This window comes from Streptomyces sp. NPDC048436 (assembly GCF_043200355.1).
GTDB lineage: Bacteria > Actinomycetota > Actinomycetes > Streptomycetales > Streptomycetaceae > Streptomyces.
Genome location: NZ_JBICXP010000001.1, coordinates 40143 through 62444 on the forward strand (window position 1 = coordinate 40143; position 22302 = coordinate 62444).

Annotated in this window: 25 protein-coding genes and 1 riboswitch; of the genes, 9 read left to right on the forward strand and 16 right to left on the reverse strand. The window is 71.9% G+C overall.

The window, feature by feature from the left end; all coding sequences use genetic code 11:
• Nucleotides 1-55 precede the first annotated feature (55 nt).
• The 4 genes from ACGFX9_RS00210 to ACGFX9_RS00225 are packed head-to-tail and all read right to left on the reverse strand — an operon-like array spanning nt 56 to nt 4322.
• Entirely contained in the window at nt 56-1294 is a 1239-nt protein-coding gene (locus tag ACGFX9_RS00210; protein WP_393465472.1) for an amidohydrolase family protein, read from the reverse strand.
• 41 nt (nt 1295-1335) lie between these two features.
• The gene (locus tag ACGFX9_RS00215; protein ID WP_393462941.1) at nt 1336-2628 is read right to left on the reverse strand and encodes an amidohydrolase family protein; all 1293 of its coding nucleotides are present in this window, start codon (nt 2626-2628) and stop codon (nt 1336-1338) included.
• A gap of 10 nt (nt 2629-2638) precedes the next feature.
• On the reverse strand, nt 2639-3523 hold the full coding sequence (locus ACGFX9_RS00220) for an SDR family NAD(P)-dependent oxidoreductase (protein WP_393462942.1): 885 nt from the start codon (nt 3521-3523) through the stop codon (nt 2639-2641).
• A gap of 1 nt (nt 3524) precedes the next feature.
• On the reverse strand, nt 3525-4322 hold the full coding sequence (locus ACGFX9_RS00225; RefSeq protein WP_393462943.1) for an acetoacetate decarboxylase family protein: 798 nt from the start codon (nt 4320-4322) through the stop codon (nt 3525-3527).
• A 71-nt stretch (nt 4323-4393) separates the two neighbouring features.
• Here ACGFX9_RS00225 and ACGFX9_RS00230 point away from each other — a divergent pair, with 71 nt between their 5' ends.
• The 5 genes from ACGFX9_RS00230 (at nt 4394) to ACGFX9_RS00250 (ending at nt 8039) form a co-directional block, all read left to right on the forward strand.
• Complete coding sequence (locus tag ACGFX9_RS00230; protein WP_393462944.1) at nt 4394-5041, forward strand: TetR/AcrR family transcriptional regulator; 648 nt, start codon at nt 4394-4396, stop codon at nt 5039-5041.
• Nucleotides 5042-5072: 31 nt separating this feature from the next.
• On the forward strand, nt 5073-6080 hold the full coding sequence (locus ACGFX9_RS00235; RefSeq protein ID WP_393462945.1) for a DEDDh family exonuclease: 1008 nt from the start codon (nt 5073-5075) through the stop codon (nt 6078-6080).
• Between the two features lie 89 nt (nt 6081-6169).
• Nucleotides 6170-6403: a hypothetical protein gene (locus ACGFX9_RS00240; protein WP_363313022.1), complete on the forward strand. Its 234-nt coding sequence runs from the start codon at nt 6170-6172 to the stop codon at nt 6401-6403.
• Between the two features lie 43 nt (nt 6404-6446).
• A complete protein-coding gene (locus ACGFX9_RS00245) occupies nt 6447-7235 on the forward strand; it encodes an SURF1 family protein (RefSeq protein WP_393462946.1) in 789 nt (262 codons plus the stop codon).
• Between the two features lie 48 nt (nt 7236-7283).
• The gene (locus tag ACGFX9_RS00250) at nt 7284-8039 is read left to right on the forward strand and encodes an SDR family oxidoreductase (RefSeq protein ID WP_393462947.1); all 756 of its coding nucleotides are present in this window, start codon (nt 7284-7286) and stop codon (nt 8037-8039) included.
• 54 nt (nt 8040-8093) lie between these two features.
• On the opposite strand, the gene amaP is transcribed toward ACGFX9_RS00250, so the two are convergent.
• The 5 genes from amaP to ACGFX9_RS00275 form a co-directional block, all read right to left on the reverse strand.
• Nucleotides 8094-8672, reverse strand: a complete 579-nt coding sequence (gene amaP, locus ACGFX9_RS00255; RefSeq protein ID WP_393462948.1) for an alkaline shock response membrane anchor protein AmaP — start codon at nt 8670-8672, stop codon at nt 8094-8096.
• A 7-nt stretch (nt 8673-8679) separates the two neighbouring features.
• Complete coding sequence (locus ACGFX9_RS00260) at nt 8680-9357, reverse strand: DUF6286 domain-containing protein (RefSeq protein ID WP_393462949.1); 678 nt, start codon at nt 9355-9357, stop codon at nt 8680-8682.
• Nucleotides 9354-9698 (reverse strand): hypothetical protein, encoded by a 345-nt coding sequence (locus tag ACGFX9_RS00265; RefSeq protein WP_393462950.1) that lies wholly within the window; start codon nt 9696-9698, stop codon nt 9354-9356. The genes ACGFX9_RS00260 and ACGFX9_RS00265 overlap by 4 nt, the downstream gene beginning before the upstream one ends.
• Nucleotides 9699-9701: 3 nt before the next feature.
• Nucleotides 9702-9890 (reverse strand): hypothetical protein, encoded by a 189-nt coding sequence (locus tag ACGFX9_RS00270; RefSeq protein WP_393462951.1) that lies wholly within the window; start codon nt 9888-9890, stop codon nt 9702-9704.
• Between the two features lie 99 nt (nt 9891-9989).
• Nucleotides 9990-10484 carry an Asp23/Gls24 family envelope stress response protein gene (locus ACGFX9_RS00275; protein WP_393462952.1) on the reverse strand — a complete coding sequence of 165 codons (495 nt, stop codon included), beginning with the start codon at nt 10482-10484 and terminating at the stop codon, nt 9990-9992.
• A gap of 94 nt (nt 10485-10578) precedes the next feature.
• Between ACGFX9_RS00275 and ACGFX9_RS00280 the strand changes: the two genes are divergently transcribed.
• Complete coding sequence (locus ACGFX9_RS00280; protein WP_393462953.1) at nt 10579-11319, forward strand: nucleopolyhedrovirus P10 family protein; 741 nt, start codon at nt 10579-10581, stop codon at nt 11317-11319.
• A gap of 26 nt (nt 11320-11345) precedes the next feature.
• On the opposite strand, the gene ACGFX9_RS00285 is transcribed toward ACGFX9_RS00280, so the two are convergent.
• The 4 genes from ACGFX9_RS00285 to ACGFX9_RS00300 all read right to left on the reverse strand — a co-directional run bounded on the left by ACGFX9_RS00285 (nt 11346) and on the right by ACGFX9_RS00300 (nt 15300).
• On the reverse strand, nt 11346-12158 hold the full coding sequence (locus ACGFX9_RS00285; protein WP_393462954.1) for an enoyl-CoA hydratase/isomerase family protein: 813 nt from the start codon (nt 12156-12158) through the stop codon (nt 11346-11348).
• Nucleotides 12159-12292: 134 nt separating this feature from the next.
• Complete coding sequence (locus ACGFX9_RS00290) at nt 12293-12514, reverse strand: helix-turn-helix domain-containing protein (protein ID WP_055550175.1); 222 nt, start codon at nt 12512-12514, stop codon at nt 12293-12295.
• 382 nt (nt 12515-12896) lie between these two features.
• Nucleotides 12897-14495, reverse strand: a complete 1599-nt coding sequence (locus ACGFX9_RS00295; protein WP_393462955.1) for an ABC-F family ATP-binding cassette domain-containing protein — start codon at nt 14493-14495, stop codon at nt 12897-12899.
• A 94-nt stretch (nt 14496-14589) separates the two neighbouring features.
• On the reverse strand, nt 14590-15300 hold the full coding sequence (locus ACGFX9_RS00300) for a hypothetical protein (RefSeq protein ID WP_393462956.1): 711 nt from the start codon (nt 15298-15300) through the stop codon (nt 14590-14592).
• A 366-nt stretch (nt 15301-15666) separates the two neighbouring features.
• On the opposite strand from ACGFX9_RS00300, the gene ACGFX9_RS00305 reads away from it, so the two are divergent.
• Nucleotides 15667-16557 carry a neutral zinc metallopeptidase gene (locus ACGFX9_RS00305; protein ID WP_393462957.1) on the forward strand — a complete coding sequence of 297 codons (891 nt, stop codon included), beginning with the start codon at nt 15667-15669 and terminating at the stop codon, nt 16555-16557.
• Between the two features lie 19 nt (nt 16558-16576).
• Here the strand turns inward: ACGFX9_RS00305 and ACGFX9_RS00310 are convergent, their stop codons facing one another.
• From ACGFX9_RS00310 to ACGFX9_RS00320, 3 genes are all read right to left on the reverse strand, one after another.
• Nucleotides 16577-18046 (reverse strand): hypothetical protein, encoded by a 1470-nt coding sequence (locus ACGFX9_RS00310; RefSeq protein WP_393462958.1) that lies wholly within the window; start codon nt 18044-18046, stop codon nt 16577-16579.
• Between the two features lie 88 nt (nt 18047-18134).
• Nucleotides 18135-19271 (reverse strand): alpha/beta hydrolase, encoded by a 1137-nt coding sequence (locus ACGFX9_RS00315; protein WP_393462959.1) that lies wholly within the window; start codon nt 19269-19271, stop codon nt 18135-18137.
• A gap of 94 nt (nt 19272-19365) precedes the next feature.
• Entirely contained in the window at nt 19366-20079 is a 714-nt protein-coding gene (locus ACGFX9_RS00320; protein ID WP_393462960.1) for a class II aldolase/adducin family protein, read from the reverse strand.
• Between the two features lie 333 nt (nt 20080-20412).
• On the opposite strand from ACGFX9_RS00320, the gene ACGFX9_RS00325 reads away from it, so the two are divergent.
• Together ACGFX9_RS00325 and ACGFX9_RS00330 are read left to right on the forward strand one after the other, a co-directional pair.
• On the forward strand, nt 20413-21678 hold the full coding sequence (locus tag ACGFX9_RS00325; RefSeq protein WP_393462961.1) for an anion permease: 1266 nt from the start codon (nt 20413-20415) through the stop codon (nt 21676-21678).
• A gap of 12 nt (nt 21679-21690) precedes the next feature.
• Nucleotides 21691-21927: a hypothetical protein gene (locus ACGFX9_RS00330; RefSeq protein WP_393462962.1), complete on the forward strand. Its 237-nt coding sequence runs from the start codon at nt 21691-21693 to the stop codon at nt 21925-21927.
• A 165-nt stretch (nt 21928-22092) separates the two neighbouring features.
• Nucleotides 22093-22235: riboswitch (cobalamin riboswitch) on the forward strand.
• Nucleotides 22236-22302: the final 67 nt, after the last annotated feature.

Consider the following 22302-nt stretch of genomic DNA (forward strand, 5'->3'; position numbering starts at 1 on the left):
GAGCATGTCACCGCCCGCCTCACCGGACGCGTACCGACCCTCCCGGAGAGGTACCTCACCAGACGCGCACCGACCCTCCCGGAGCGAACGCCGGGCTCGTCGCCCCGGCCGGTGTCTCCATGAGGGGTTCGTCCAGTTCCTGGACGGTCGGGCCGACCTTCGCGGCGATCGCGTCGAGGCGCTCCAGGTCGAAGCCGTAGACCCGGGCCGCGTTGCCGCCGACCATGGCCGCGATCTCGTCCTTCGGGAGGCCCGCGTAGGCGATGCGGAGGCCTTCGCGCGAGAAGGGGTGCGTGCCTTCGTCATGGGGGTAGTCGCTGCCCCACATGATCTTGTCGAGGCCGATCCGCTCCCGCATCCGTGCCTCGTGCGGACGCATGAAGCTCGCGCCGACGAAGCAGTTGTCGCGCCACACCTCGGACGGCCCCTTGCCCATCGAATCGGCAAGCCCCGCACCGAACTTGGACTCCGCCGTCCCGGTGCCGTCCGCCTTCGAAGCCGCCGCGACGAGCCGCCCGTGGTAGTAGTCCAGCATGTCGAGCACGCCCGGGATCCAGCCCGAACCCTGCTCGGTGAGCACGAGCCGCAGCTCCGGGTGGCGGCGGAAGGCGCCGCCGAACACCAGGTGCCACAGCGCCCGGTGCGAGAACCACGTCGTCTCCACCATGAAGACCGCCCGTGCCGCCGGTTCCTCGCCCAGCGGCGGCGAGGCCGACCCCGCATGGTGGTTGACCGGCACGCCCCGCCCGGCGCAGGCCGCCCAGATCGGGTCGTACGTCGCCGAGTAGAGCTCCGGGAGGCCCGAGCCCGGCGGTGTGCCCGGCAGCAGGAGCCCGCCGCTCAGGCCCGCGTCGGCCGCCCAGTGGATCTCCTTGACGGCCTCCGCCACGTCGTTCAGGAGGATCTGGAAGACGCCTGCCCTGCGGCCCGGAGCCGCCGCGCAGAAGTCGGCGAGCCACCGGTTGTGGGCGCGAAGCCCCGCCCAGCGCTGCTCGAACTCCTCGCGCGATGGCGCCGGCGCCATCAGGGAGGCGGACGGGAAGAAGGGCGGGATGGTGTTCGGGAAGACGACCTCGGCGACGATGCCGTCCTGTTCGAGATCGGCGACGCGGCGCTCCGAGTTCCAGTTGCGGTCGGCGGTGTCGGCGAGCAGGTCCTCGTACGGATTGACGTACGTGGCCGCCCACGCGTCGAACGCCTCATGGTGGCGCGACTCCAAGTAGGGCTTGTAGTCCAGGAGATCGGCACCGGCGTGGCAGTCGGCGGAGATGACGGTGTAGCGCTCTTCGCTCATGTGCTGCTCACTCATGCGATCCTCGCTCCCGCGCTGCTGACTCATGTGTCCGCCCCCAGTACCGGGAAGTCGTGGTCCGTGAGCCAGTGGCGGCCCACCTCGCGCGAGCGCGCCCAGGAGGCCTCCACGGCCGCCTGGGCCGCGCCCTCGGTGGCCTGGCCGAGTTCGGCGGGCGTCGGGCCGATGCGGCGGGCCAGCGGGGCCAGCTTCTCGGTGTCGAAGCCGAAGACGTCCGCCGCCGCAAGACCCAGCATCCTGCGGCTCTCCCCCACCGGGATGTCATGGAAGGTCTTCTTCAGCCACGCGCGCGTGTCGGGCCAGGTCCCCTCGGGGTGCGGGAAATCGCTGCCCCAGAGGATGTTGTCGACGCCGATCTCGTAGCGCTGGGCCAGCTCGCGGCGCTTGGTGTTGGTGGCGCAGACGAAGAGCTGGCGGTCCAGGTACTCGTGCGGGGGCCGCTTGAGCTCGGCGAACGGGGAGAGCTTCTTGCCGCCGTGCGCGCCCAGGTAGAGGCGGTCCATGAACCACAGGAGGTTCGGCAGCCACCAGCAACCCGACTCCGCGACGCCGAACCTCAGCCCCGGGTGGCGCTCGAAGACGCCCGACCAGAGCATGAACCACAGGGGCCGCGCGGGCCACCAGGTCACTTCGGAGACGTAGATCCCCAGGTGGTCCCCGTACTCGTGGCGGGGCGCCGCCCCGGAGTGCGTCACCACGGGCATCGCGCACTCGGCCGCCGCCGCCCACACGGGGTCGTAACGCCGGTCGTGGTAGGGCGCCTTGTCGACCCACATGGAGGGGATCATCAGCGCGCCGAGCCCGGACTCCTTGGCCCGGTGGACCTCGGCGACGACCCGGTCGACCTCTCCGGTGATGGGCAGCAGGGCGACACCGCAGTGCCGTTCGGGGTTCTGGGAGACGAACTCGGCGAGCCAGCGGTTGTGCGCCTGAGCGCCCGCCATGCCGAGCTCGGGGTCCTGGTCGCCGGAGAGGCCGAGACCTACCCCGAAGGGGGCGGCCGTCTGGCTGTCGACGGCGTCCGCGTCGGGGAAGACGACCTCGGCGGCCACTCCGTCACCGTCGAGCTCCTTGAGGCGCTGCGCGCTGTCCCAGCCGCCGCGCAAGCCCTCCTCGTTGTCCTGGAACCACTTGGCGGCGAACGCGTCGTTGCGGATGCCGAGCCGGGTCGCCTCCGCACGACGGACGTCGCGCTCGCCGAGGAAACGGTCGAACTCGTGGTGGAAACGGCTGTCGAGATAAGGCCGGTACTCCTCGGTGGGAAGCCCGGCATGGCAGTCGGAGGAGATGATCAGGTAGGGGTCCTGGTCGGTCATCACGTGCCCTTCAGTCAAGAATGAAGCTCTCCAGATACGCCGGGTTCGCGCGCTCCAGCATCGACCGCGACCTGGCCTTGATCTGCCGGTCGCTGTGCTCGCTCTCGGGAAGCAGCCAGAAGCGGCCGTCCGCGATGCCCTCCGCCACGAAGTCCGCGACCTGTTCGACGGGCGTGAACTCCACCTCCTGGCCCGCGTCCTTCATCGCGGACTCCCACTGGTCGAGGGAGCGGTAAGGAGCCTTGCGGGGGCGGGACTTGGCGTACCGGTCGGGGCGGTTGCGGTGCGACTCCCACAGCCCGGTGCGCAGCATGTGCGGCCCCGGGAAGAGCACGGAGGCGCCCACGCGCGCGCGGTCCGCCTTCAGGTGCGCGTACAGGGACTCGGTCATCGTCACCACGGCCGCCTTCGTGACCGCGTACACCGACGCCGTCGGCAGGGGCGCGATGCCGCCGTCCCCGGACGAGGTGTTGACGACATGGCCGGGCTCACCGCCCGCGAGCATCCGGGGCACGAAGGCCTGGATGCCGTGGAAGACGCCCCACACATTGACCTCGAAGGCCCACTTCCAGTCGTTCGGCTCGTGCTCCCACATGCGGCCCTCGGCTCCCGAGCCGACACCCGCGTTGTTGCACAGCACATGGACGGCGCCGAACGTCTCGTACGCCGCGTCGGCCAGCGCGAAGACCTGCTCGCGCGAACCGACGTCGACCACGCGCGCGTGCACGCTCGCCCCGTCCCCGCGCAAGGAGGCGGCGGCCTTCTCCAGGGCGCCCTCCTCGACGTCCGCGAGGACCACCTTCAGTCCGTCCGCCGCGAAACGCCGTGCCATGGCGAGGCCGATACCGCTCGCCGCGCCCGTGACGACGGCGACCTGCCCTTCCCGCAACTCCATCTCAGACGCTCCCCTCGGGCGGGCCGTCGAGGATCTGCTGCGGGTCGTCGTAGCGCTGGTGGATGTAGGGCAGCAGCGCCTGCGCGCTCACGCGCTCGGCCACCCGGCCCCGCTGGTCGGTCGTCTTCTCGCCGATGGTGATCTCGACGACCCGGCGTACGGGAAGGTCGGCGACCGGGTCGTACATCGACTCGCGCAGGACGACGTCCCCGGTGATGCCCTCCAGCTTGCGCACCTTCTCGTTGCGCACGCAGTGCACGAGCACCGGATCCGCGTCGAAGCCCGAACCGTCCACCGCGGGAAGGAACTTGAAGTAGAAGTCGGTCTTCTGGACCGGCTCCGGGAGCGGCAGCGCGCCGCTGACCGCGCCGCGCACCTCGACGAAGGCGATGCCGTGCCTGGCCAGCGAGGCGCGGACCACCAGGCCGTCGCGCTCCACCTCGACCTCGCCGAGCTTCTTCGGCTCCCCGAAGACCTCACGCCCGCCGATCAGCGCGCGCTCATGGGTCATCGGCATGACCAGCGGATACCAGCCCTGAACTCCGCCGTGCTCGGCGGCGACCGCCACCGAGCCCGCGCCGAGCGGATAGCCGGGCAGGTCGACCTTGCTGATGTTGGCCCGCACCAGGGGCCGCTGCGTGGGCTTGAGCGGGGGCGGCAGGACGGCCGCCACCGCGTCCGGGTCGCTCTCCCAGACGGCCACCACGCCCGTGGACCAGATGTCGGGCAGCTTCGAACTCGCGGTGCGCGCCGCGGCGATCTCCGCCTCGGTGCGCGCTCCGTACCGTACGCGTGCCATGTCGTACCACCCTTCGTCAGGACTACCGGAGGTCTTGCGGGCGGTTCTGTAACACAGTTACAACAGGAGGCGTGAAGAGTGAAGAGACGCGTACGCATCTGAATCGCGAACAGGTCCTCGCCGCCGCCACCGCCCTCGTGAAGCAGCACGGCCCGCAGGCCCTGACGATGCGGAAGCTCGCCGCCGAGCTCGGCACCGCCGTCACCTCGATCTACTGGCACGTCGGCAACCGCGAGTCGCTCCTGGACGCGCTCGTCGAACGCACCGTCGCCGACCTCGGCGAGATCCACCCCACAGGACACACGCCCGAGCAGCGCGTCGTCTCCGTGGCCCGCTCACTGCGCCGCCAGCTGCGCGAGCACCCGCACCTCGTCGCGATGGTGCACGAACGCGGCCTCACCGAGCGGATGTTCCTGCCCGCCCAGCAGGTCCTCGTGCACGAGGTGCACGCGGCGGGCCTGCGCGGCGCGCGCGCCGCCGACGCCGTACGCGCCGTCCAGGTCCATGTCGTCGGCCACGTCCTGGTCGAACGCAACCGCGAACGCGCGCCGGTGCAACGGCCCGGCGAGGAGGAGCTGTGGAGCGGGCGGACGGCGGAACAGGACCCGGCGCTCGCCCGCGCCCTTGCCCGGCCGGTCGATCCCGAGGCGCTGTTCACCACTTCGGTCAGGGCACTGGTGTCCGGACTCCTCGGCCGGGGGAACGGCCCAGGGACCTGACTGTCAGTCGCGGCCCGTATCCTCAGGGACCATGCTCGAAGACCAGACGACCGCAGCGCCCGCAGCCACCTGGCCGGTCGCGTACCCAACGGGGTACGCGGTCGTCGACGTCGAGACCACAGGCCTCGCCCGCGACGACCGCATAGTGTCGGCTGCCGTCTACCGCGTGGACGCCCAGGGCGAGGTGGAGGACCACTGGTACACGCTGGTCAACCCCGAGCGCGATCCGGGACCCGTATGGATCCACGGCCTCACCACCGAGCTGCTCGCCGGTGCGCCGCTCTTCAAGGACATCGCCGAGGAGTTCGCCGCGCGCCTCGCGGACCGCGTCCTGGTCGCGCACAACGCCGTCTTCGACTGGTCGATGATCGCCAGGGAGTACGCACGCGCGGAGCTCACCGCCCCCGTGCGCCAGCGCCTGTGCACCATCGCCCTCTCCAAGGAGCTGCGGCTCCCGCTGCCCAACCACAAGCTGGAGTCCCTCGCCGCGCACTTCGGGGTCGAGCAGCGCAACGCGCACAACGCCCTCGACGACGCGCGCGTGCTCGCCGAGGCGTTCAGGCCCAGCCTCAAGGCGGCGGCCGGTGGCGGGGTGCGGCTGCCGCTCCTGGAGTGCCGTCCGCTCACCGAGTGGTCCGACGGCCCGGCCCGCGTCGTCCGCCAGCCGACGGGCCCGGGGTCGGCCTCCTCCTCGTACTCGTCGTACGGCCCTTCGAGTTGGCGCCCCTCGCGCAAGCGCCCCGCGTGCCCCTATCCCAACCCCGGGCGGTACGAACCGGGCAAACCACTCCAACAGGGCATGCGTGTCGCGTTCTCCGGGGACACCTCCGTCGAGCGCGAGCTCCTGGAGGACCGCGCCGTCGAGGCCGGGCTGCACATCGCGACGAGCGTGTCGCGGCTGACCAGCCTGCTCGTCACGAACGACCCGGACTCGGGCACCTCCAAGACGACCAAGGCGCGGTCCTTCGGCACGCCGGTCATCGACGAGGCCGCGTTCGGCCAGCTCCTCCAGGACGTCGCTCCGGCGGCGGAGGGCTGAGCCACCCGCGGGTGTCAGACGGGTGATTGTCGGGCCGCCTCCCGCCTGCCCGCTCGCATGCGGGCGCCGCGCGTCCCACCCTGTGGCGCATGGCACGTTGCGAGGTCTGCGGAAACGACTACGGCATGTCCTTTGAAGTGCACGCGCAAGGCGCCGTGCACGTCTTCGACTGCTTCTCCTGCGCCATTCACCGCATGGCGCCCATCTGTGAGCACTGCCGGTGCCGGATCATCGGCCAGGGAGTGGAGGCCGACGGACGGTGGTACTGCGGTGCGCACTGCTCGCGGGCGGAGGGGCAGGTGGGCATCGTCGACCGGGTGTGACCCCACCACCAGGCACCCCACGACCGAGTTGTACCGTCGTGGGGTGTACCGCTTCCTGTTGACCCGGCAGTGGGTGATCCTCACCCTCATCGCGCTCGTCCTCATCCCCACGATGATCGAGCTGGGCTTCTGGCAGCTGCACCGCCACGAGCACCGCGTCAAGCAGAACGCGGAGATCTCCAAGGCGCTGAAGGCCGAGCCGGTGCCGGCCGAGCGGCTGACCTCCCCCGGGCACTCCGTCACAGACGCCGAGCGCTACCGCCGGGTGAGCGCCCAGGGGACGTACGACACCAAGGACGAGGTCGTCGTGCGGCGCCGGACGAACTCCGACGACGAGATCGGCTTCCACGTCCTGACCCCGTTCGTCCTCGACGACGGCAAGGTCCTGCTGGTCAACCGGGGCTGGATCCCGGCGAACGGACCGCAGACCGCGTTCCCGAAGGTCCCCGCGGCACCCAAGGGCGAGATCACCGTCACCGGGCGCCTGATGGCCGACGAGACGTCCGCGGAGAGCGGCATCAAGGACGTCCAGGGGCTGCCGGACCGTCAGATCATGCTGATCAGCAGCGGCCAGCAGGCGCACAGCCTCGGCAAGGAGGTGCTCGGCGGCTACGTCGAGCTGACCTCGCCCGAGCCCCCCGGGGGCTCCCCCCAGCTGATCGGTGAGCCCGAGCACGACGACATCGGTCCCCACATGGCGTACGCCGTCCAGTGGTGGCTGTTCTGCACCGGCGTGCCCATCGGCTGGGTGATCCTGGTGCGCAGGGAGCGGAAGGACCGTGCGGCCGCCGCGCAGGCGCCCGCCCCTGAGGCGACGCCCGCCGGGGTGTAGCGGCAGCGCCCTCGCGTTCCGCCGCCGCGACGCGGCAGGATGGGGGCCATGGATCTTGGATTGAAGGACCGTGTCTACGTCGTCACCGGCGCCACCCGTGGCCTGGGCAACGCCGCCGCGCGTGCGCTGGTCGCGGACGGCGCGAAGGTAGTGATCACCGGGCGGGACGAGAAGAAGGCAGCCGATGCGGCGGCCGAACTCGGCCCCGACGCGCTCGGTCTCGCGGCGGACAACGCCGACCCCGCCGCCGCCGGCCGGCTGATCGCCGCCGCGCGTGAGCGGTTCGGGCGCTTCGACGGTGTGCTGATCAGCGTCGGGGGCCCGGCGCCCGGCTTCGTCGCCGACAACACGGACGAGCAGTGGGAGTCGGCGTTCGAGTCGGTCTTCCTCGGTGCGGTGCGCCTTGCCCGCGCCGCGGCGGCGGAACTCGGCGAGGGCGGCGTCATCGGCTTCGTCCTCTCGTCCTCCGTGCACGAGCCGGTGCCGGGACTGACGATCTCCAACGGCCTGCGGCCCGGCCTCGCGGGCTTCGCCAAGTCGCTCTCGGTCGAGCTCGGGCCGCGTGGCATCCGCGTGGTCGGGCTGCTTCCGGCGCGGATCGACACCGATCGCGTGCGGCAGCTCGACGGGCTCTCCGCCGACCCCGAGGCGACGCGCGCGGCGAACGAGACGCGGATTCCGCTGCGGCGCTACGGCGCCCCCGAGGAGTTCGGCAACGCGGCGGCGTTCCTGCTGTCGCCCGCGGCCTCGTATCTGACGGGGATCATGCTGCCGGTGGACGGCGGGGCGCGGCACGGGTTCTGATCCCGGCCTGTCCCTGAGCCAGGGGCGCCGCCCGCACGGTCGGCGCCCCTGCCGTCAACTGACGCGCTCGGCCCGGTGCTTGACCGCCCGCAGCTGCACCACCGCGGGCAGCCGGGCCAGCCCCGCGGAGTCCCGGGCGTGCGCCAGCGCCTCCGCGGAGAGCTGGTGCAAGGCCTCATCGGGCGTGGCGTGCGGCTCCAGGAGCAGGGACACCTTCGCCTCGGGCGCGTTGCGGCGGCCCGTCAGGGAGACCGCGGCCCGCTGTACGCCTTCCAGCGCCTCCGCCTCCCCCACGAGCACGCTCTCCAGGGCGCGGCCCCGGAGCAGCGCTCCCTCTCCGTCGCCCGTCTCGACAAGGACTTCGGCCAGCCTCCGCCGGCGCAGCTGCGCCACGAGCCACCACAGGGCGAGCAGTACGCACACCGCGAGCGCGGCGATCACGACGGGCCAGAACCAGTCGTCATCACGCCACCGTGCCCGGTCGGCGTCGCTGAGCAGGACGTCATTCTTCCCGTCGTGCACCCACCACGACGGCGGCGATGCGCCGAGCCCGACCGCGAGGACCGAGCCGCCTCCGAGGACGAGCACCAGGCCGATCAGGCCGAGCACCACACGGTTGACCGTCTTCAGCATCGCGAGCTCAGCCCTTCCTGCCAGGTCGTGCCACCCGGACCGAGAGCGCGGGGGTCCGGGCCAGGCCCAGATCCCGGATGCCGTCGGCCAGCGTGGCGTCCAAGTCGCTTCGTACGTCGTCGAGTTCACGGAAGTGCGAGACGGCGCGGACATCCACCTTGGAGCGCTTCACGCGGACCCGTGCCGACTGCACGCCGGACACGTCCATCGCCCGGTCCCGCAGCACCATCGCCGCGGCGCCGCGCTGCAGCCCCGCCCGTACGTCGGCGTCCCCGCGCCGCATCGCGAGGATCGCCCGCAGACCGGGCGTCGCGGCGAGCACGATCAGCCAGAGTCCGGCGGCCACGGCCACCCCGGCGCCGATGAGGACCGCCGTGTCCTTCAGGGGCCGCTCGGCGAGTTCACCCGCGAGGGAGCCCCGCCACCCCATGGCGTCGTGCCCGGCCCGCACGGCGGCGATGTCGTACAGCACGAGCCCCGCGCCGCCGAGTGCCAGCAGCGCCACGACCGCGGCGGGCACTCGCCGCGGTGACCAGAAACGGGTCGCCTTGGTGTCGTCGGCCAGCGTGGGCGGCGGATCGTAGGACGCGGCGGACGCGGACTGGTCGAGGTCGCCCTCGGCCCGTTCGATGACGGGCAGCGGCTGTGTGCCGCCACCGCCGTCCGGCTCCTGAGCCTGGCTCATCGCGTCCTCCCCTGCGCCGCGGCGCGCGCCTGTGCCGAGTGCAGCCGCTCGACCTGGACCGCGACCTCGGGCACTTCCATCCCCGCCAACGCCTTTACCCGCTCCGTGACTTGGCGACGCACGGCACCGCACTGCCCGCCGATGTCGGAAGGGTAGTCGAGCTCGACGCTGACCCGGACGCGGGCCACTTCGTGGCGAATGGTGACGGTCGCGTGCGGCGGTGAACCGTCCACGGGCACCGCCGTCAGTGCCTCACGCGCCGCCTGCGCGGCGATCTTCGCGACGACCCGGTCGGCGATCCGGGTCGCCCCGCGCTGCCCGGGCGCGACCTGTGCCGCCACGGCTCACCGCCGCCGGTCGTCGCCACGGCTACGGAAGAAGTCGCCGGGGTCCAGGTCCCCCTCGAGGAACCGGCCCGCGACGAACCCTATGGCGCCCAACGCGGCCACCAGCAGGAAAGCCCCGAATCCGCCGAAGTACCCGGCGAAGCCGAGCGCCATTCCGGCCACCATGCCGATTACGGCCATGCTCATCGTGCGCTCCTTAGCAAGACGCGGCTGAGGCGGGGCTTGTCCATCTCATGTACGCGTGCGTATCCCCGTACATGTGCGTACTCCCCTGCGGGAGTGCTGTCACTGCAGGCGGCCTTGCGGCTCATCGTCTTCCTCGTCCGGGAGTTTCACATCGCTCACCGCGATGTTGACCTCGACGACTTCGAGTCCGGTCATGCGCTCGACCGCCCCGATGACGTTCTCCCGCACGTCGCGTGCGACGTCGGCGATCGATACGCCGTACTCGACGACGATCTCCAGGTCGAGTGCTGTCTGCACCTCGCCGACCTCGGCCTTCACGCCGCGCGAGACGGACTTGGAGCCCGAGCCGCCGGGCACCCGGTCGCGTACGGCCCCGAAGGTCCTTGCGAGTCCGCCGCCCATCGCGTGCACGCCGTCGACGTCGCGGGCGGCGAGTCCGGCGATCTTCTCGACCACGCCGTCGGCGATGGTGGTGCGCCCACGGGTGGCCGGATCGCCGCCGCCCTTCCTGGTCGATCCGCTGCTGCCTGCCTCGTCGGGTGAACCCTTGGTCAGGGTTCCCTGAGGCCGGTTCCGCTCTCCGGTGTCGGTCATCGCCGTCCGTCCCTTTCGGAAGGGGATCTACTCCTTTTGACCACACTAAGTCGGGTTACGTGGTCCCGCTCCAGGGATACGGCAGGCTGGGGCAATGACGGGTGACGGATGGACCGATGCGGTACGGCGGCAGCTCGGCCTGGGCCGGGTGCTGCCCCTTGGCGGACCGCGTGACGGCTCCTGGCTGACGGAGTCGGCCGCGGAAAGAGTGCTGCGCCGGGCGGCGAAGGGGGTGAGCGGTGTGCGGCTCGACGGTCTGCGGGTGGCGCTCGCCGACCCCTCGGAGGCCGGCGTCCCCGCCGTGCCGTCACCGCCGAGCGCGCTGCCGCCGGGTCCGCTGCGGATCACCGCGGAGTTCGCGGCCGTGGCGGCCGAGCCGATCCCCGCGGCGGCGGCCCGGCTCCGGGCGGCCCTGTTCGCCGCCGCCGAGGAGAAGCTGGGCCTGGCGGTGGCGGAGGTGGACCTCGGCGTGACGGCGCTGCTCGACGACGGGCCGGACCCCGGGGACGTACCGCAGGACACGGAGACAGCCCCCGACGAGGCGCGACCGGCGGCCGGGGACGGTGACGGTGACGAGGCCAAGGTGGCGAGCGCCGCCCTTGCAGTGCCGGGCGTACGGCGGCTGACCGGCGCACTCGGCGGTCTCGGCCGCGCCGTGCACATCGAGGAGCGCGCCGCGGCGGACGCCACGCTGCCGCGCCGTCACGTCCGCGTGGAACTGGCGGCGGACCGCGAACACCGCGCCCTGGACGTGGCGCTCGCGGTCCGCACGGCGGTGGGCGGCGCGCTTCCGGAGCGTCCGTCGGTGGCTGTTCTGATCACCGCGGTCGAGTAGGCGTCCGCTTGGCCGAGGAGCTGCTCTCAGTCGCCGAGCCCCGCGAGATCCCGCAGCCGGCGTCCCTGCGCTGCACGCTCGGCGGTGCGCTGTTCCTCGTACGTACGACCGGACACGCCCTGCAAAAGCGCCTTGGTCTCGATGACCGCGTCACGCGGCGCGGCAAGGAGCGCCGCCGCCAGGTCGCGCACGGAAGCGTCGAGCTGGTCCACGGGCACGACAAGGTTGGCGAGGCCCACCCGCTCGGCCTCGGGCGCGTGGACGAACCGCCCGGTGGCGCAGATCTCCAGCGCGCGGGCGTAGCCGACAAGCCCCACGAGGGGGTGTGTGCCGGTGAGGTCGGGCACCAGGCCAAGGCTGGTCTCGCGCATGGCGAACTGCACGTCGTCCGCGGCGATCCGCAGGTCACAGGCGAGCGCGAGCTGGAAGCCCGCGCCGATGGCATGCCCCTGGACGGCGGCGATGGACACGATGTCGCTGCGCCGCCACCAGGTGAACGCCTCCTGGTATTCGGCGATCGTGGCATCGAGGACGCCGTCGTCGCCGCGCGCCAAGTCGATGAAGGACGGCTCACCGTCGAAGCCCTCTGGCGTGAACGCCTGCCGGTCGAGGCCCGCGGAGAAGGACTTGCCCTCACCGCGGAGCACGACGACACGGACACTGCCCGGCAACATCCGGCCTGCCTCGGCCAACGCCCTCCACAGCGCGGGAGATTGGGCGTTGCGCTTGGCCGGGTTGGCCAGCGTCACCGTGGCGACGGCCTCGTCGACAGTCAGGCGTACGCCGTCCTTGTCGAGTACCGGTGCGGATCCGCCGAGTTCACTGCCGGGCGAAACCATGGGGGCCTCCGATGGTGGTGTGCGGTCGGTCGGGGCGCACGTACACGCCCGTAAGTGACTGCACAGTAACCACCCGGTCGATCAGGCGATCGACCGGGTGGCCACCGTCGGAGCCGGTGTGCCGCCCGCAGCCGTCAGCCGGCTGCGGCCTTCTTGCCTCGCGTCGCCCCGCCGCGTCCCCGCAGCGTGACTCCGGACTCGCTGAGCATGCGGTGCACAAACCCGTACGAACGGCCGGTCTCCTCGGCCAACGCCCGGATGCTCGCACCGCCGTCGTACTTTTTCTTCAGGTCTGCCGCGAGCTTGTCGCGCGCGGCGCCGGTTACCCGGCTGCCCTTCTTCAGAGTCTCGGCCACCCGTGCCTCCTCGTGGGAAGTGCGCTCTGGACTTCTCATGATCACCCCTCCTGGGCTTCCTGGCCACCCATTCGGCAAGGTCCGTACGACGAGCTTTCCCGCCGGAGAAGGCGACACCACGAGCGGAATTGGCGATTCCGCTCGTCGAATTCCATACCGCTGAATGGGTTGCGGGCCGAAGTGCCAGGTCAGCGCGGTGACAGATGAGGATGGGGTACGCGGCCGCTGCCGCCAAGGAAATCCGTGTATCCCACACTTCGGTACGAGGAGACCTCACACAGATGAAGGATCACGGCTCGGCCGAATGATCCATACGCAGTGGATCAGTTATTCGATCAACCAGTGTGGACGCCCCACGGCAGGGCCGTGGGCGCGCCCCGGATCAGGCGAGCGCCACCAGATCCGCGTAGTCCTGGCCCCACAGGTCCTCGACGCCGTCGGGCAGCAGGATGATCCGCTCCGGCTGGAGGGCCTCCACCGCGCCCTCGTCGTGCGTGACGAGGACGACCGCGCCCTTGTAGGTGCGAAGGGCGCCGAGGATCTCCTCGCGGCTCGCCGGGTCGAGGTTGTTCGTGGGCTCGTCCAGGAGCAGGACGTTGGCGGAGGAGACGACCAGGGTCGCGAGCGCGAGCCGGGTCTTCTCGCCGCCGGAGAGGACGCCCGCCGGCTTGTCGACGTCGTCGCCGGAGAAGAGGAACGAACCCAGCGTCTTGCGGACCGCCACGAGATCGAGGTCGGGGGCGGCCGAGCGCATGTTCTCCAGGACCGTGCGCTCCGGGTCGAGGGTCTCGTGCTCCTGCGCGTAGTAGCCGAGCTTGAGGCCGTGGCCCTCGATGACCTGGCCGGTGTCGGGCTTCTCGGCGGCACCGAGGAGGCGCAGGAGCGTGGTCTTGCCCGCGCCGTTGAGGCCGAGGATGACGACGCGTGAGCCCTTGTCGATGGCGAGGTCGACGTCCGTGAAGATCTCCAGGGAGCCGTACGACTTGGAGAGTCCCTCGGCCATCAGCGGGGTCTTGCCGCAGGGCGAGGGGTCCGGGAAGCGCAGCTTGGCGACCTTGTCGCTCTGGCGGACCTCGTCAAGACCGGCGAGGAGCTTGTCGGCGCGCTTGGCCATGTTCTGGGCGGCGACGGTCTTGGTGGCCTTGGCGCGCATCTTGTCGGCCTGCGAGTGGAGCTGGCTGGCCTTCTTCTCGGCGTTCTGACGCTCGCGCTTGCGGCGCTTCTCGTCGGACTCGCGCTGCTGCTGGTAGAGCCTCCAGCCCATGTTGTAGACGTCGATCTGGGCGCGGTTGGCGTCCAGATAGAAGACCTTGTTGACGACCGTCTCGACCAGGTCGACGTCGTGGGAGATCACGATGAAGCCGCCGCGGTAGGACTTGAGGTAGTCCCGCAGCCAGACGATGGAGTCGGCATCGAGGTGGTTCGTCGGCTCGTCGAGGAGCAGGGTGTCGGCGTCCGAGAAGAGGATGCGGGCCAGCTCGACGCGGCGGCGCTGGCCACCGGAGAGCGTATGGAGGGGCTGGCCGAGCACCCGGTCGGGGAGGCTGAGCGCGGCGGCGATGGTGGAGGCCTCGGCCTCGGCGGCGTAACCGCCCTTGGTGAGGAACTCCGTCTCCTGGCGCTCGTACTGCTTCATCGCCTTGTCGCGCGTCCCGCCCGAGCCGCTCGCGATGCGCTGTTCGTTCTCGCGCATCTTGCGGATGAGGGTGTCGAGTCCGCGGGCGGAGAGGATGCGGTCGCGGGCGAGTACGTCCAGGTCGCCGGTGCGCGGGTCCTGCGGGAGGTAGCCGACCTCGCCGGAGCGGCTGATGGTGCCGCCGGCCGGGGTGCCCTCACCGGCCAGGCACTTGGTGAGCGTGGTCTTGCCCGCTCCGTTGCGGCCCACCAGGCCGATGCGGTCGCCCTTGGCGATGCGGAAGGTGGCGTTCTCGATGAGCATGCGGGCGCCGGCGCGCAGCTCGATGCCGGAAGCGGTGATCACGGACAGACTCCAGGGCAGGGGGGAAGGACGGCGGATGGGTGGCTGAAGGCGATCACGCCGTTAATGCACGAGGAGAATGGCCATACGGCCAATTCTAACGGGGACGTGCAAGCACTTTTTCTGCCCGGGTTCGTACGTCCCCGGGGGCGCCGCCCGGCAGCTCGTTGCCCAGGGGGGTGCGGCGGGGCACGATCCGGCCGAGGTCGTCCACCGCGATCAGCTGGGCCGTCCACGCCGTGGCGGCGTCCTCGCAGGGCTGAGCCACCAGGAGGGCGTCGCCGCGGCGTGTGGAGCGGGCGGGCTCGAAGGCGCAGCCGCCGCGGGCGGGGAGCACCCAGCGCAGATCGCCGTCGGCGCTGCGGTAGGCGGCGATGCGCCGCGGGGTGACGACGGCGAGCATCCGGCCACGCGGGTCGAGCGGCTGCAGGACGCCGGTGGCGCCGTGGGCGGCGGGGGTGCGCAGCCAGGGGGCGGCGTCGGGGATGGCGCGGTGCCAGCGGACGGCGCCGCCGTCGGCGCGGGCGGTGTCGGTGACCAGGCCGTCGCTCCAGAGCGCGATGGCGTGCCCGGGGGCGGGCAGCAGGGCCAGCGGACGGCTGCCCTCGCGGCTGTACGTCCAGCGGGGGTGGCCTGTCTCGGGGTCGTACGCCTGGACCGCGCGGCCCGTCGTACGGAGCGCAGGGGCCGCTGCCGCCGCTGTAGCGCCGTCCACGCGCGCGTGGACGGTGACGTGGTCTCCGTAGGGGGACGGTCGCGAGTGGTGGGCGGCGGTGATGAGCGGCAGGGCCAGGAGGGCGAGGGCCATCGGGAGAGCAAAGCGGGAGCCGCGGCGGCGGGGGGGTGCGGTGCTTGGCGGGGTGGTTGGCGGGACACTCGGCTGGCCCGAACCCCTCCCAAGCCCGGTCACCGTGATCGGCACAACGGACATGCCGCCCCCTTCGGTACTTCAGCCGGTTCCGTTGCCCACGGAACAGGCGCAGAGCGTAGCGGCGGCCTCGCCGCCGGGGCCGGGCCGTCCGCCGCGACACGGCGTGCCGGACCGTGAGGGTCCCCCGTTCGGCCCTCCGTCCGGGGCCGCGCGGTGTGGGGCATATCAGGATGAAGGCGCCGACTTCTCGGCGCAGGGCGGTGTGACGCCGCCCCGGGACGCGAGGCAGAGGGTGGTGCGCCCATGCAGTTCGACGACGACGCCGATCTGGACACGTCCGAGGTGCGGGATGTGCGGGGCAGCCGGGTTCCCGGCGGCAGGGCGACGGTCGGCGGCGGCATCGCGGGCCTGATCGCGCTGCTCATCGGACTGTTCTTCGGGGTCGGCCCCGACCAGCTCGGGCTCTCCTCCGGCGACGAGGAGCCCCTCGCGACCTCCTCGTCCCTCGGGCAGGTCCAGCAGAGCTGCCGTACGGGTGAGGACGCGAACACCAAGGGGGACTGCCGCATGGTGGCGGTGGTCAACAGCGTGCAGGACTATTGGCGCCCGGAGTTCCAGCGCAGACAGGCGTCGTACTCCCCCGCGCGGACCGTCCTGTTCACCAGCAGGGTGGGAACGGCGTGCGGCGCGGCCACGTCGGCGGTCGGGCCGTTCTACTGCCCCGGTGACCGGCAGGTCTATCTGGACCTGGGCTTCTTCGACGAGCTGCGGACCAAGTTCGGCTCCAGCGGCGGTCCGTTCGCGCAGGCGTACGTGGTGGCGCACGAGTACGGGCACCACGTGCAGAACCTGATGGGGACGCTGCAGCGCGCCCAGGACGGGCGTACGGGCCGGAACAGCAACGCCGTGAAGGTCGAGCTGCAGGCCGACTGCTACGCGGGCGTCTGGGCCCGGCACGCGACCCGCACAGCCGACGACAAGACCGGCAAGCCGCTGATCACCAGCCTCACCGACGCGGACATCCGTGACGGCCTGGACGCGGCGGCCGCGGTCGGCGACGACCGCATCCAGGAGAAGTTCCAGGGCCGGGTCACCCCCGAGTCCTGGACGCACGGCTCGGCCGAACAGCGCCAGCAGTGGTTCTACCAGGGCTACCGCACCGGCGACATGGGGCAGTGCGACACCTTCCGGTGAGCGCCTCTCCCCCAGTGACTCAGACGCCGCCGGTGTGCACCTGGAACGCCGCCCGGCGCACGGCCTTGGCGAGCGCCGGGTCGGGGTGAGCGGCGGCGAGGGCGACCAGGACCTGCACGGTGCGGGGGTGGCCGATGCGCCGGACCTCGTCCAGGAGGGCGGGCACCGTGGGCTGCACCGCGGACTCCAGGTGCCGTACGAGGAGATGGATCTCCCCGTGGTCGGCGACGGCCGCGGCGGTGTCGACCCACAGCCACGTCGACTCGTCCCGCGTCAGGACCCGGTGGACGTCCTCGGGGTCGGCGCCCTCCTGCTCGGCGAGCCAGATCAGGGCGTAGGGCCGCAGCGGGGTCTCGTCCACGACGGCCCGCACCTCCGCCTCGGCCGGGGCGCCGACCACCCGCAGGGCTTCGAAGGCGAGGCCGCGCAGCAGGGCGTCCTCGCCGCGGGCGGCGTCCAGGAGCTCGGTGACGGCGCTGCCGACGGGGCGGGCGGCGAGCCAGGCACGGTATTCGGAGCGGGCCGCGTTCGGGCGCAGCCGTGCGCAGCCCCGGAGCATGTCATCGGCGGACTGCTCGATGTTGCCCGCCGGGCTCTGCGCGGCCACGCAGATCTGCTCCAGCTTGACCCAGACCGCCCAACTGCCGAGCGGCGTCAGGGTGGCCTGCCCGTCTGCGTACGTCAGCGCGCCGACGACGGCGAGGGCACGCAGCGCCCAGTCGAGGAGGGTCGCAAGGGACGGGGTGTCCGCGGGGTCGACCGGCTCGGGCTGCGGGCCGTAGGGGATCTCGCAGCGCTCCGTACGCAGTTCCGTGACGCGCTGGTCGAGGAGGTCGAGGAGCTGGGGCACAGGGACGGGACCCGCCGAGAGCTGCAGCAGGGTGAGGAGCTGCGGCATGGCCTCGACGGTCTCGGCCACCAGGGCGGGCGCCAGTTCGCACGATGCCGCGTGCGAGAGCGACCAGGCGTCGAAGAGGGCGACCCAGCCGCGGAGCACGGCCGCGTCGTCACGGTCCCAGGCGCGCAGCCGCCAGCCGGGGCGCGCGCTGTCGCCGTGCACCTCGATGAGGCCGGCGAGCCGTGCGGTGTCCCAGTCGGCGCGGACCTGATCCGGGGTCAGCGCGAGGTCCGCCGCGGCCCGTTCGGCGGTGGCGTCGGAGAGGGTGCCACGGGCGCCCCGGGTATCGGATGCTCCCGCGCCGCTCGGCGCCGTGCGGCTGGGCCCTCCCGTACGCAGGGAGGCATCGGCCCAGCGGGCGACCCGTACGGCGTCGGCGAGGCCTTTGCGTGCCATCCGCGCCAGCTCGCCCGGGGCGGGTGTGCCCTCGGGTGGCCGGGGCGCGGGCCGGCGCGAGCGCTGCTGTGTCACTGCGCCGGGGGCGGTCAGGGGTCGCGCTGTGCCGCGATCGGCCCCCGTTCGCCTCTCGGCCCTCGGGGACTGGGCGCGGACGAGTCGGAGCCTTGAGTCGCGCGGGATACGGGACGTCACGGGAGCAGTCTTCCTGTTGACGGTCCGAAAACCCAAACGGAATGCCTTCGTGACGCTCCGGAGCGCTGCCCGGGGGAGCTTTCGCGCGCTACATCAGGGGCGTGAGGAAGCGCCGCAGCGCCTCTTCATAGCCTGCCGGGTCGGCGTTCCACATGGCGCCGTGGGGCGCATCCGGAACGGTGTGCAGAGTGACCAGTTCCGGGCGCCGTTCGGCCAGTTGACGGGAGAGGGACCAGGGGGCGATGACGTCATCGGGGCCGTGGACGACCAGTGTGGGGACCTTGAGCACCTCGGGGTCGGCGGCCTCCAGGATGCGGTCGCCGCGCAGGCCGGTGCGGCCCTGGGCGGCGCGCACCGCGAGCGGCAGGAGCGGGCGTGGGGTGCGCCGGGCCGCGGCGAGCGCGCGCAGGGTGGTCTCCCAGTTGAGCACCGGGGAGTCCAGGACGAGTCCGCTGATGCGGTCGCGCAGGGCCGAGTACGCGGCGGCGTGCAGGGCCATGGCGGCGCCGGTGGACCAGCCGTGCAGGATCACGTTCTCGGCGCCGTTGCGCACGGCGTAGCGGATGGCCGCGTCCAGGTCGCGCCACTCGGTCTCGCCGAGGTGACCGAGGCCGTCGGGCGAGCGGGGCGCGCCGAGGTCGCCGCGGTAGGCGAGGTCGAGCACCGGGAACTGCTGGCGGTGCAGGAAGTCCATGACGACCATCGGGTGCTCACGGGTCGTGCCGAGGCCGTGCACGGTGATCACCCAGGTGTCGCGGACGCCGGGCACGAACCAGGCGGGCAGACCGCCCAGTTCGCCGGGGATGTCGACGTCCGCGTGGTCGATGCCCAGGGCGGCGTGCGGGTCGCCGATGTGGACCTGCGGGGTGAGCCAGACCTTCGCGCCGGGTTCAAGGGAGCCGTGCGTGACGCGCTCGAGGCGGCGTACGACGGTGTCCGCCTCGTGCGGCGCGGAGTCCAGGACGGGACCGATCACGGCGTGGCTGCCGTTGCCGCTCAGGCCGTACGTGCCGGGGCGGAGGCTCGCCAGGGCGCGGGTCAGGGTGATCTGGCCCGCGGCCGTGGCGTGGACCGTGAGGCGTGGCTCGGTCGGCAGCGGCCGGCCGGCCGGGGCCTTCAGGGCCGCGTTGCTGGCGAACCGGCCCGCGGCGACGGCGGCTGCGCCGCCCAGGAGGGCGGAGGTGACGGCGGTGACGGCGGTTGCTGTCGCTTTGGCTGGGCGCACCCGCCCAGTGTCCGGCCCTGGCAGGGGTACGGCCAGTGGGCGGTGCCCGCGGAGTGAAGTCCTCCCGGGGTCCTGAGGGGGCGCGGGGCCCGCCTCACCGCTGGCCGTAACCCCGCAGTCGGTCCTCCGCTTCCCTCAGCTGACCTGGGGACAGGAGGGTCGGGGTGTGGCCCGGGACCGCGCTGGCCGTCAGCCAGAGGCGGGACATCCACTCCAGCTGCGCGGTGCGGTCGTACGCCTGGTCGAGGGTGGTGCCGTAGGTGATGGTGCCGTGGTTCTGCAGCAGGCAGCCGGTGCGCTCCCTCAGGGCCCGGAGCATGTTCTCGGCCAACTCGTCCGATCCGTACGGCGCGTACCGGGCGACCCGGGCCGGACCGCCGAGGACGCCCGTCATGTAGTGGATGGGCGGGAGCTCAGGGACGAGGGTGGAGACGGCGGTGGCGTGCACCGCGTGGGTGTGGACCACGGCTTCGGCGTCGGTGGTGCGGTAGATCGCGAGATGCATGGGCAGTTCGCTGGTCGGGGTGAGGGTGCCGAAGAGCTGATTGCCGTCCGTGTCGACGCCGACCGCGTCCTTGGGCCTCAGCCGGTCGTACGGGACGCCGCTCGGGGTGACCAGGATCGTGTCGCCGACCTTCACCGAGACGTTGCCCGACGTGCCGACCACCAGGCCGTCCGTCACCGTCCTGCGGGCCGCCGCCACCAGCTCGCCCCACGCCTGCTCGATCCCGTCCTGCTGGATCGCGTCCCGCTCGGACCCGTCCTGCTCGATCCCGTCCTGCCGACCGCCACCCAGCTGCTCCGTCATGACGCGATCCTGTCACCCGCGGGCTGCGGCGCGGTGGTGCGGAGCTCATGCGTCGACAGCAGGTGATCAGGATCTCCTCAACGGATCGCCGCGTCGTCCGAACGGGGCTGCCCGTGGCTGGGGCAGGAGTCCCGGGCAGCCCCACAGAGCCTCTGGAAGCCCAGATTCCGGGGTTCGTGGCACCACTGCCGGCGATCTTCTCCAGAACCCCGGCACAACCGGAGTGGCGATGCCCCGGAACGGGTCACCGCACGGCCCGGCCCAGTTCACTTTCCGTTCACTCGGATTGCCTACGTTCCACTTGCCACTGACGTCCAACAGAAGCCTGGGTAAATGGAACACATCACGCTTCTCCTCGGGATCGTGATCGTTACCGCTCTCGTGTTCGACTTCACGAACGGTTTCCACGACACAGCCAACGCGATGGCCACCACCATCTCGACTGGCGCTCTCAAGCCCAAGACGGCGGTGGCCATGTCCGCCGTGCTGAACCTCGTCGGAGCCTTCCTCTCCGTCGAAGTCGCCAAAACGATCTCCGGCGGCATCGTCAACGAGGACGGACTGAAGACAGAGGTGATCTTCGCGGCCCTGGTCGGCGCGATTCTCTGGAATCTGCTGACCTGGTTGGTGGGCTTGCCCTCCAGTTCCTCCCACGCACTCTTCGGCGGCCTGATCGGCGCCGCGGTCATGTCGATGGGCTGGTCCTCGATCAACGGTGGCACGGTCGTCACCAAGATCCTGATCCCCGCTCTCGCCGCGCCCCTCGTCGCCGGTATCGCCGCGACGCTGGCCACGCGCCTGACGTACCGCATCGGCCGCAACACCGACGGCAGGGCGACCGCCAAGGGCTACCGCACCGGTCAGATCGCCTCCGCGGGCCTCGTCTCGCTGGCGCACGGCACGAACGACGCGCAGAAGACCATGGGCATCATCACGCTCGCCCTGATCACCGGCGGCGTCCTGAACCCCGGCGCCAACCCCCCGATGTGGGTCATCGTCTCGGCCGGCATCGCCATCGCGCTCGGCACCTACCTCGGTGGCTGGCGCATCATCCGCACCATGGGCAAGGGCCTCACGGACCTCGCGCCGCAGCAGGGCTTCGCCGCCCAGACCAGCGCCGCGACCGCGATCCTCGCCTCCTCGCACATCGGCTTCTCGCTCTCCACCACCCAGGTCTGCTCGGGCGCCGTGATGGGCGCGGGCCTCGGCCGCAAGGGCGGTGTGGTCCGCTGGTCCACCGCGACCCGCATGTTCGTCGCGTGGGGCCTCACCCTGCCGGCCGCCGGTCTGGTCGGCGCGGGCGCGGAGTTCCTCACCAAGCAGGGCCCCTGGGGCGTCGCGGCGACGGCCGCGCTCCTGGTGGGCGGCTCGGCCGTCATCTGGTCGCTGTCCCGCCGCAACTCCGTCGACCACACGAACGTCACGGACGACGAGGACGACGCCCTTGAGGCCGAGCCCGCCGGTGTCGTGACCACCGCGATCGCCGCCGTCACGCCGCCGCCCACCGGCCCGGTGCCGTCGAGCGACGTCGACCTCGTCAAGGCCACCATCCCGGCCCCGACCGGCTCTGTGGCGGATTCCGCCCGCGCCACGGTGTAAGGACAGATCACCATGAACATCGACTGGGCAGCTCTCAGCTCCGTCTTCGGAGTCAGCCTCGGCGTGACGGTGGCCCTGGTGGGCCTGTTCACCCTCGGCATCGTCGCCCTCTCCAAGCGCGACGCGGCGACGTCCGCCGCCACCGCTTCCGCGGGCAGCGCCCCGGCGGCGGCGCGCACGGGTGCGTACGCGTGCTTCGCGCTCTGCGCGGCGGCCGTGGCGTACGGGATCTATCTGATCGTCGCCTGACGACAGCTTTCGGGTCCACGTTTCGGGTGGGGTGCGGGACGCTTCGGCGGCCCGCACCCCGCTTTCGCGTGCGGGCCCTGTGTCAGGCGCGACGAGGGGCCCGGCGATGAGCCCGGCTGTGGGCCTCAGCACACTCTCCCGTCGCAGGTCAACGGCGAGTTGACGGGCCTTCGCGGGCCGTGGTGGACTGCCGGAGCCAATACGGCAGCAAGAGAGGAAGCCGGTGCGAATCCGGCGCGGTCCCGCCACTGTCATCGAGGAGCTGACTCCTCGGAAGCCAGGAACTCTCGCCGCCGATCACGTCGAACCAGGGCGCGGACACCCTGAGTGAGGACATATCGCCATGCGCGGCCGCCCGTTGCCGGACCAGTTCCC

Bases quoted from the DNA above. Each gene is read 5' to 3' on its own strand.
- ACGFX9_RS00210 (WP_393465472.1), bottom strand. From the start codon at position 1,294: ATGAGCGAAGAGCGCTACACCGTCATCTCCGCCGACTGCCACGCCGGT.
- ACGFX9_RS00240 (WP_363313022.1), top strand. From the start codon at position 6,170: ATGGCACGTTGCGAGGTCTGCGGAAACGACTACGGCATGTCCTTTGAA.
- ACGFX9_RS00260 (WP_393462949.1), bottom strand. From the start codon at position 9,357: ATGAGCCAGGCTCAGGAGCCGGACGGCGGTGGCGGCACACAGCCGCTG.
- ACGFX9_RS00305 (WP_393462957.1), top strand. From the start codon at position 15,667: ATGCAGTTCGACGACGACGCCGATCTGGACACGTCCGAGGTGCGGGAT.
- ACGFX9_RS00325 (WP_393462961.1), top strand. From the start codon at position 20,413: ATGGAACACATCACGCTTCTCCTCGGGATCGTGATCGTTACCGCTCTC.
- ACGFX9_RS00235 (WP_393462945.1), top strand. From the start codon at position 5,073: ATGCTCGAAGACCAGACGACCGCAGCGCCCGCAGCCACCTGGCCGGTC.
- ACGFX9_RS00275 (WP_393462952.1), bottom strand. From the start codon at position 10,484: ATGACCGACACCGGAGAGCGGAACCGGCCTCAGGGAACCCTGACCAAG.
- ACGFX9_RS00215 (WP_393462941.1), bottom strand. From the start codon at position 2,628: ATGACCGACCAGGACCCCTACCTGATCATCTCCTCCGACTGCCATGCC.
- ACGFX9_RS00220 (WP_393462942.1), bottom strand. From the start codon at position 3,523: ATGGAGTTGCGGGAAGGGCAGGTCGCCGTCGTCACGGGCGCGGCGAGC.
- ACGFX9_RS00285 (WP_393462954.1), bottom strand. From the start codon at position 12,158: ATGGTTTCGCCCGGCAGTGAACTCGGCGGATCCGCACCGGTACTCGAC.
- ACGFX9_RS00320 (WP_393462960.1), bottom strand. From the start codon at position 20,079: ATGACGGAGCAGCTGGGTGGCGGTCGGCAGGACGGGATCGAGCAGGAC.
- ACGFX9_RS00280 (WP_393462953.1), top strand. From the start codon at position 10,579: ATGACGGGTGACGGATGGACCGATGCGGTACGGCGGCAGCTCGGCCTG.
- amaP (WP_393462948.1), bottom strand. From the start codon at position 8,672: ATGCTGAAGACGGTCAACCGTGTGGTGCTCGGCCTGATCGGCCTGGTG.
- ACGFX9_RS00330 (WP_393462962.1), top strand. From the start codon at position 21,691: ATGAACATCGACTGGGCAGCTCTCAGCTCCGTCTTCGGAGTCAGCCTC.
- ACGFX9_RS00250 (WP_393462947.1), top strand. From the start codon at position 7,284: ATGGATCTTGGATTGAAGGACCGTGTCTACGTCGTCACCGGCGCCACC.
- ACGFX9_RS00270 (WP_393462951.1), bottom strand. From the start codon at position 9,890: ATGAGCATGGCCGTAATCGGCATGGTGGCCGGAATGGCGCTCGGCTTC.
- ACGFX9_RS00300 (WP_393462956.1), bottom strand. From the start codon at position 15,300: ATGGCCCTCGCCCTCCTGGCCCTGCCGCTCATCACCGCCGCCCACCAC.
- ACGFX9_RS00225 (WP_393462943.1), bottom strand. From the start codon at position 4,322: ATGGCACGCGTACGGTACGGAGCGCGCACCGAGGCGGAGATCGCCGCG.